This is a genomic window from Vicinamibacterales bacterium (assembly GCA_036504215.1).
Taxonomy (GTDB): domain Bacteria; phylum Acidobacteriota; class Vicinamibacteria; order Vicinamibacterales; family Fen-181; genus FEN-299.
In genome coordinates this window covers 1-8216 of sequence record DASXVO010000066.1, presented here as the reverse complement: position 1 = coordinate 8216, position 8216 = coordinate 1, and the positions used below count along the sequence as shown (strand labels likewise).

The 8216-nt window shown below is 64.4% G+C and carries 8 protein-coding genes; 2 read left to right on the top strand and 6 right to left on the bottom strand.

All coding sequences use genetic code 11. The features are described from left to right. A partial coding sequence (locus VGK32_18915; protein HEY3383839.1) for a hypothetical protein occupies positions 1–408 on the top strand: 408 nt, incomplete at its 5' end. A gap of 208 nt (positions 409–616) precedes the next feature. Here VGK32_18915 and VGK32_18910 read toward each other — a convergent pair. The 6 genes from VGK32_18910 to ltrA all read right to left on the bottom strand — a co-directional run bounded on the left by VGK32_18910 (position 617) and on the right by ltrA (position 5431). Beyond that, positions 617–784: a hypothetical protein gene (locus VGK32_18910; protein ID HEY3383838.1), complete on the bottom strand. Its 168-nt coding sequence runs from the start codon at positions 782–784 to the stop codon at positions 617–619. A 52-nt stretch (positions 785–836) separates the two neighbouring features. Beyond that, positions 837–1958 (bottom strand): UDP-N-acetylglucosamine 2-epimerase (non-hydrolyzing), encoded by a 1122-nt coding sequence (gene wecB / locus VGK32_18905; protein HEY3383837.1) that lies wholly within the window; start codon positions 1956–1958, stop codon positions 837–839. Positions 1959–1971: 13 nt separating this feature from the next. Next, a complete protein-coding gene (locus tag VGK32_18900; protein HEY3383836.1) occupies positions 1972–3084 on the bottom strand; it encodes an NAD-dependent epimerase/dehydratase family protein in 1113 nt (370 codons plus the stop codon). Next, positions 3081–3209 carry an NAD-dependent epimerase/dehydratase family protein gene (locus tag VGK32_18895; protein ID HEY3383835.1) on the bottom strand — a complete coding sequence of 43 codons (129 nt, stop codon included), beginning with the start codon at positions 3207–3209 and terminating at the stop codon, positions 3081–3083. Before VGK32_18895 ends, VGK32_18900 begins: the two co-directional genes overlap by 4 nt. Before the next feature lie 241 nt (positions 3210–3450). Beyond that, the gene (locus VGK32_18890) at positions 3451–4176 is read right to left on the bottom strand and encodes a group II intron maturase-specific domain-containing protein (GenBank protein HEY3383834.1); all 726 of its coding nucleotides are present in this window, start codon (positions 4174–4176) and stop codon (positions 3451–3453) included. Positions 4177–4183: 7 nt separating this feature from the next. Continuing rightward, a complete protein-coding gene (gene ltrA, locus VGK32_18885; protein HEY3383833.1) occupies positions 4184–5431 on the bottom strand; it encodes a group II intron reverse transcriptase/maturase in 1248 nt (415 codons plus the stop codon). 949 nt (positions 5432–6380) lie between these two features. Here ltrA and VGK32_18880 point away from each other — a divergent pair. Further along, positions 6381–8216, top strand: a 1836-nt coding sequence (locus VGK32_18880; protein HEY3383832.1) for a S8 family serine peptidase, incomplete at its 3' end; no start/stop codon positions are given.

The window sequence follows — 8216 nt, the reverse complement described above, 5'->3', positions numbered from 1 at the left end:
GTCTTGACGTCGATTCCGTCACCAAGCGGGTACCCGTTGCGCGCCCGGCACACAATTGCCGCGGTCGCGACGTGTTCCGGGCCCAATACCCGGCGGACGAAGGCGAGGTTGATCGCGTCGGATGGAGTGGGCAGTTCGGTCGACCATGTCGAGGAACAAGGGGCTGCCGGCGCCAACCTCCGCCGGGGTCTGGAAGACCGGGGAGATCTCGGTCGCCCAGCCGTGCCGGCCCGCGAGCACCAGGTCGGGTGCCAGTGCCTGTTCGACGCCCGCGAAGTCGCAAACGCGCGGAACCCGCCCATCGGGGAGATCGGACGCCACGATGAGCACGTCGAGGTCCGACTCGGGCCCGGCGGTCAGGGCCCGACCGAACCGAAGACCACGAGGGAGACCAGGCGCGCGCCGTAGTGGTCGAGGGCGCATTCCACGAACCGCGCGAGGAACGCCCGTTGAACGTCGGCCAGAGAGCCGTCCGACGGCCGGGAAGCCTCCGGTCGCAGGTTGGAACTCACGGGACGATTCCACTCCCCCGCGTCGTCGCCCAACTCACGTTTCTCGTCTTCAGGCTGCGCTCTCATGTTCGATCGACGCGCGCCTGCATGGTTCGACACGCTCATCACGCACTGAGCTCGGCGACGAGCAGGTCGGCGATCGCCTTCAGGCCGGCGAAGTCGCAGGGCCCGAGATGCGGCTTCGCCTTCACCTCGATGGCGACGAACCCCTTGTCGCGATGGATCAGAAAGTCCACCTCGGTCGCACCAGCGGACGACGCCCAGTACGACAGCGCATCGTAACGTCGTCCCAGTCCCCAAACTGCGTCGTTGGGGATTCAGCTCCTACCCCTTGTGCCACACCGTCCGGTTCACGTAGTCCGCGTAGCTGACGATGATGCGAACCACCTTCTCGCTGACGTTAGGAACCGAGTAGTCGGTGACTGGGCGGAGCGTTCGTTCGGCGCCGCGAAGCTGAGTGTCGAGAATCCCCAGCGCATCGTGAATCCGCTGCCACTCGAGGCCGACCATCATCACGGATGCCTCCTCGAATCCCTCAGGCCGCTCGTGAGCGTTTCGGATGTTCAACGCAGGGAAGTTCAAGATCGAGCTTTCCTCGCTGATCGTGCCGCTGTCGGAAAGAACGGCCTTCGCGTTCATCTGCAGCCTCACGTAGTCGCAGAAGCCGAAGGGTTTCATGAGTTCGACGTTCGAATTGAGAACCGTCCCAGTGGCCTCGATCCTCTTTCTCGTGCGAGGGTGTGTTGACAGGATCACGCGCTTCCCGAAGGTCTCCGCTAACCCGTTGAGCACCCGGACAAGTTTCGCGAACTGCTCCGGGGAGTCGATATTCTCCTCCCGGTGCGCACTCACGACGAAGAAGTCTCGCGGCGCCAACTCCAGTCTCTCCAGGACGGGTGCTCCCAGGATCTTCGGCATGTAGTGGTGCAGCACCTCGAACATCGGGCTTCCCGTCTTGATGACGCGGTCTGGCGAAATCCCCTCGCGCAATAGGTACTCGCGAGAAATGCTGCTATAGGGCATGTTGATGTCGGAGATGTGGTCGACAATCCGTCGGTTGATCTCCTCGGGTACCCGCTGGTCGAAGCATCGATTGCCGGCTTCCATGTGGAAAACCGGAATCTTCCTTCGCTTCGCCGGATAGGCGGCAAGGCAACTGTTTGTGTCACCAAGCACCAGAAGCGCGTCCGGCTTCAGCTCCAGCAGCACGTCATCGACCTTCGCCACCAGTCGCCCCACGGTACCGCACACACTCTCTGCAGCGGCGTTCAGGAAGTGATCCGGTCTTCGAATCTCGAGATCTTCGAAGAAGACCTGATTCAGCTCGTAGTCGTAGTTTTGGCCCGTGTGGACAATTACGTGCTCCACGGCTCGATCAAGTGCCGCCATCACTCTTGACAGCCTAATGATCTCCGGACGGGTTCCGACGACGGTGACAACCTTCATGGCATGAGCCTTTTCATTTCGAAACCGGCAAGAAGATCGTGTCGGGGCGGCTGGGGTCGAAAACCTCGCAGGCCCAAAAGAGCGTTACGAGGTCGGTGTCGCCGACATTCTCAATCGAGTGAGTGTATCCGGGAGGGATGTCCACCACTTGATACTGGTCGCCGCTGACTCGGTACTCGGTGACCTGGCTGCTCAGGATATGCCGGAACCGGATGATCGCCTCGCCCGACACGACCATGAACTTCTCCGTCTTCGTGTGATGGTAGTGATTCCCGCGGGTGATGCCGGGTTTGGTGTGCGACACGAAGAACAATCCGAAGGCCGGCTGTTTGATGCACTCAGCCAGGCTTCCGCGCTGGTCGGTCTTGATGTTCAAGCTGTACGCGAATCGATCGCTCGGCAGGTAAGACAAGTAGGTTGCGTACAGTTGGCGGACGAATGACTGTGAGAAATCCGGCAAGAGCAGGCTGTCACGAGAGTCGCGGAAGCTCCCGATGAGGCTTGCGAGGTCGCCCAACGTGATCTGGCGAGACGGGAGTGGCGCGGCGAACCGAATTCCAGGAGTCCGGTCGTCCAGCTCGCCAACGAAGGCGGAGACGACTTCGTCAATGTACGTCAGGTCAACGAGGTTCGCCGAGTCGGAGATCTGAATCGGGATGTCGTTTGCGATGTTGTGGCAGAACGTAGCGGTCACAGAGTTGTAGTTCGGGCGGCACCATTTGCCAAAGAGGTTCTTCAGCCGATAGACAACTGCCGGCGCTCCGCCGTCTTGGGCGTAGCGCTCCAGCGCCTCTTCGGCGGTGCGCTTGCTGACGCCGTAGGGATTGTCGAACGCCGCCTGAATCGACGACGCCAGGATGACCTTTGGCCAGCGTCCGAGGGCGGCCAGCTTTCGACACACTTCTTCGGTCAGATCGACATTGACAGCCCGGAACTCGTCTGGGCTCATAGGTCGGTTCACGCCGGCTAGGTGGAAGACAACGTCCGCATCCGCAAGGCTGTCATCGAGCGTCTTGAGCGGATCGTCCACGTCGTACTCGGCCAACTCGACACCTTTGCGGCGGGCGAGTTCGGTGCATAGGTTCTGCCCAACGAAGCCGCGGGAGCCGGTTACAAGGACTTTCACTGAACGCCTCCGCCAGGGTCGGACACGAGGTTGTCTATGACCGTAACCTCGTGGCCCGCCTGACAGAGCTCTTGGGCGATCGATGAGCCGATGAATCCGGCGCCGCCAGCAACCGGTGAATTCACAAACACTCTCCTATTGCCACCTCGGCAGTGTCGGGGGATCTCCCTTGGCGTTTAGATGGCTGTATCTATCAGAGTTTTCGTGCTGACCTGACCCTCGAGCGCTCTCCCGGACAGGGCCTCGCTCCTCCCAGGGTGTGTAGGCGCGCCATTTGGTCCCCCACAACACGGTGAGGTAAAGCCAGTCAGCCAGCTCTTCGCGTGTTCTGCGGTACTCTTCAGCCTTCCGGCGCACTGGTAGATCCTACTTGAAGCCAGCCGGACGGGCCGGCCGGGTGTTGGTAAGCCCCCCGTTCAAACCGTGCGTGCGGATTTCCCGCACACGGCTTTCGGGTGGTCGGTCTGGGCGCGGCATTACGCCGCCCCCGGATACTGGACGGTGCCGCCGAAGCCGGCAGAGCCCCAAGGCCTCGAAGAAGGGACGACGCCACGCGTTTGCCCGTCCGGGCGCCAAGCGAGAGCCGTGCCGCTTTAGCAGGAGCCCGCGCAGCCGGTCCTCGACGTAGCGGTCCAGTTGGAGAAACCGCGTCGCCGCGTTGCCCGTCCGAAAGTACTGGCCCCAGCCGCGCACCACAGGATTCACGCGCGCAATGACCGTGCGCAGATCCGCGTGGCAGCGCGACCGCGGCGTCAGCGCTCGCAGACGAGCCCGCACCTGACGCATCGCGCGCTGCGACGGCCACCGCTGCAGGAAGTAGATGCGTTTCCGCTCCCGCTCCCAAATGGGGCCACTCAGGCGCTTGCGTAGGTGACACCCGAGAAAGTCGAGGCCCCCGTGCCCCCACGAGAGATCGACCAGCCGGGTCTTCTCCGGATGCAGTTCGAGCCCGAGTCGCGTGAGCACCGCGCCCACGCGGCGCTGGGCTTCCTCGACCGCGGCCCGCGTGCGGCACATCACCACGAGTCGAGTAGCGGAGGGGAATTGCACCCCTCCGCCCTCACAGAACCGGACGTGAAACTCTCGCCTCATCCGGCTCCTACCCTCCCGCGTCGGGTTTCACGCCGAGTTGCCACAGGACAAACATGCTCGGGTCCCGTCGCGCGATGCGGCCCAGCCAGTGCATCGACGCACGTTCTCGACGGTAAAACCGTTGGTACTTCCGACGCGCCCAAGCCGCGAGGGCCTCGTTGAGATGGCGGAGTACCTGAACGCACTTCGAGCGATAGTACCGCCCGTAGTAGTTCATCCACCCACGGACCACCGGGTTGACGACGCGGGCCAAATCCTCCAGGCGCTGGTTGTTCCTGGTGGAGGCCATCCGCCACTCGCGAATGGTTTTCCGCACCGCCGTGGCGGCCTTGGCGCTCATCGCCGGGAGAAAGCTGACGAAGAATGTCCCCCTGCGATTCTTTGCTCGCCGAGGCTGGAAGGCGTACCCATGGAAATCGAACGCGACGTGTTCGTAATCCCTCGGCCGGTCGTCGTCCTTGCAGTAGACAATCCGGGTCTTGGTCGGATGAAGCTCCAGACCGCACTGCGCGAAGCGACCGCGGATGGCGTCCATCACCGCCCGAGCCTGTCGCTCACTCCTGCAATGGACGATGGCATCGTCCGCATAGCGCTCGAATTGGACGCCCGGAAACGCCAGCTGCATCCAGAGGTCGAACGCATAGTGCAGGATGAGGTTGGCCAGCAGCGGACTAATGACCCCGCCCTGCGGGGTGCCCTTGGTCCGTTCATCCCGCGTGCCGTCTGGACGCTGCACCGGCGCACGAAGCCACCGCGCAATGTACAACCGGACCCACGGGATGCGCGTGTGGTGCGCCACGGCCCGTTCAACTAAGTCATGCGGGATGGAATCAAAGTAGTCCCGGATGTCCGCATCCAGCACATGGTTGCCCCCGCGGGCGCCCTGCACCCGGAGGACTTCCAGCGCCTGCGTCGCGCTCCGCCTCGGCCGAAACCCATACGACGAGGGACGGAAGTCCGCCTCGAAGATCGGTTCCAGCACCAGCTTCGCCGCCATCTGGGCGACTCGGTCTCGGACGGTGGGAATGCCGAGCGGCCGCTGACGGCCGTCCGCCTTGGGAATGTCTCGTCGCAGGACCGGCTGCGGCCGATACGTCCCGTTGCGCAACGCGTGGCCGAGGTCCGTCAGAAACGCCTCGCCGCCGCGCTGCTCGATCTCCGCCAGCGTCGCACGGTCGACGCCCGCCGAGCCGCGATTCCGTCGCACGCGCACCCACGCCTCCCAGAGGATGTCAGCCCTCCAGATCCGGTCCATCAGGGCGTGGAAGCGCCCTTCCGGGGACCGCTTGGCCGCGGCCCACAGGGAGCGTTGAAGGTGGCGTACTTTGTCGATGGGCGGGTGCCCACTGAGGGAGTTGGGACCGGACCTGCCGGCCATGCCCTCGCCCGTGCCCTCGCCACTCGCCTGACCACCGCAGGGGCCCTTCCCTCCCGTCGCGTTGTTCGTCGCGACGATCCGCGGTACTACGACCCCCTCGGACGCCCGCTGCGCATGCCTCGCTTTCGCCGTCGGCTTATACGAGCGCACCAGCTCCGACCCGAGCGGCGCAGACGGGCCTCTCGTGTTCCATCCGTCTCCTTGCACGCGTGCTACGCCCCCTACCCCGCCGAGACCTCGCGCACGTGCGCCCCCGGACTGGGGTGCGCGAGACCTGGCCTTCACCGCGAAATGACCGGTTCGGCTCTCGGGCTGTACATCTGTCGAGGCTGCAGGCTTCACGGGATGTTGTGGCCCGCGTGCTGGCTCCCTCCGTAGAGGCGCTTGCCCCCCCGCTCGGGCCGGGCGGTTCTCACCACCCACCTGGGATCTGCTACTCGGCGCTCCGGGGCTTACCGAGGCGGGACTTGCACCCGCTGGAGACGGACAGCAGGAAGCCGGCCGCGAAGGGCTGGCTTCTTCACGACGCACCATTCTTCCTATCGTAGCAGCGTTGACGCCGAGGCGAGCCTCGCGGCTTGGGAACAGCCACGCCGAGTTGGTGTCGGTGAGGATCTCGAGGTGCCAACCACTCCTCCAACGAGATTGCGTGTATGCAGATGTGTTCGATGTGCCGATCGTCAACCGGCATCGGCCAAGGAACGTCAGACGACGACCGAAGGCAGGGTGTGCGGCTCCCTCCGGCCTTGGGCTGTGCTATTCTTGATCTGTTCCACCCAGAACAAATATGCAGAGTGGTTTCCGGCCGTTGAGGCATGCTTCGGTCATGGTCGCCGCAGCGCTGGTGCTCCTGTCGGTGCCAGTGCGCAGCTCACCTGGTTCCCAGCCGCAGAAGGCGGTCCATCGGGGTCACGAGGTCGTTGCCGGCGAGGTGCTGGTGAAGTTCCGGGGCGCTCCTAGCTCCGTGCCGACGCCGGACGAGATCCAGGGGCTTGCCGACACCGACCGCGACGAGGAGGTCGGGCGCGTCGCCGTGCGGCGCCTGCACTCGAAGAGTCTCGACGTTGAGGCCCTCCTGGCGGCGTTGACGCAGCGTGACGACGTGGAGTACGCGGAGCCGAACTACGTGGTCCACGCCATCGGGACGGTTCCCGACGACACGTACATGGGCCTCCTGTGGGGGCTCCGGAACACGGGCCAGACGATCGGCGGCCAAGCGGGTGTGGTGGGCGCGGACATCGAAGCGACGCTCGCGTGGGACATCACGAAGGGGTCGCGGGCGACTGTCGTCGCTGTCGTCGACACCGGCGTCGACTACACCCATCCCGATCTGCAGGCAAACGTCTGGTCCGCTCCGACGGCGTACAGCGTGAGAATAGGCGGCCGGACGATCAACTGCGGTGCCGGCACGCACGGATTCAACGCCATCGCGCTCACGTGCGATCCGATGGACGACAACAGCCATGGCACCCACGTGTCGGGCACCATCGGCGCGGTCGGAAACAACGGCACGGGCGTCGTCGGAGTGAACTGGATAGCGAGCGTGATGGGCGCGAAGTTCCTCGACGCGAAGGGCAGCGGCAGTATCGCCGACGCCATCAACGCGATCGACTTCGCGATACAGGCAAAGCAGGTATTCGGGGCGGGCGCGAACGTGCGGGTGTTGTCGAACAGTTGGGGCGGGGGTGGGTTCTCACAAGCGCTGCTCGACGAGATCAACAGGGCGAACGCGAGCGACATGCTGTTCGTCGCGGCGGCAGGCAACGCGGGCACCGACAACGACACCGTTGCCAGCTACCCGTCGAACTTCAACGCTCCGAACGTGGTGGCGGTGGCGGCCACCGACAACAGGGACCAACTGGCGTCGTTCTCCAACTACGGCGCGACGACGGTCGATCTTGGCGCTCCGGGGGTCTCCATCGCCTCGACCGTGCGGAACAACAGCTACGCGTATTACAGCGGCACGTCGATGGCGACGCCGCACGTGTCGGGGGCGGCTGCGCTGGTTCTTTCGGCCTGCGCCCTGGATACGACCTGGGTGAAGACGACAATCCTGAGCACCGTGGATGCCGTGCCCGCGCTGGCCGGCCGAACCGTCACCGGCGGGCGTCTGAACGTATTCAGCGCAATAAACGGCTGCGTGGCGCCACCCGCGGCGCCGACCGGGCTGTCGGCGTCGCTGGCCGGCGGCCAAGTGGATCTCACCTGGGCGGACAATTCATCCAACGAGTTCGGTTTCCGGGTTGAACGTGCCACGAACGGCGGCGCGTGGGCGGGTGTCGCAACCGTGCCTGCGAATGCGACCGGGTACACGGACCGGGCGATTGCTTCCTCGATTCAGTACTCGTATCGCGTCTTCGCGTACAACGCCGCGGGGGACTCGTCCACGTCGTCGAACGTTGTTACGGTGGGGGGACCGCTGGTCATCACCGGCCTCACCACGAACCAGCCGTTCCCAGCGGCTGTAGGGACTCCGATTTCGTGGACTGCAACGACAACCGGGGGCGTAGTTCCGATCAGCTACGAATTCTGGATCAACGTCCCAGGAGCGGGGTGGACGTTGGCACAAGGCTACAGCACGTCGAGCAGCATGGCTTCTTGGACGCCGACCGTCGCCGGCACATACCTGATCCAGGTATGGGCGAGAAACAGCGGCTCGGCC

Bases quoted from the DNA above. Each gene is read 5' to 3' on its own strand.
- ltrA (HEY3383833.1), bottom strand. From the start codon at position 5,431: ATGGACCGGATCTGGAGGGCTGACATCCTCTGGGAGGCGTGGGTGCGC.
- wecB (HEY3383837.1), bottom strand. From the start codon at position 1,958: ATGAAGGTTGTCACCGTCGTCGGAACCCGTCCGGAGATCATTAGGCTG.
- VGK32_18890 (HEY3383834.1), bottom strand. From the start codon at position 4,176: ATGAGGCGAGAGTTTCACGTCCGGTTCTGTGAGGGCGGAGGGGTGCAA.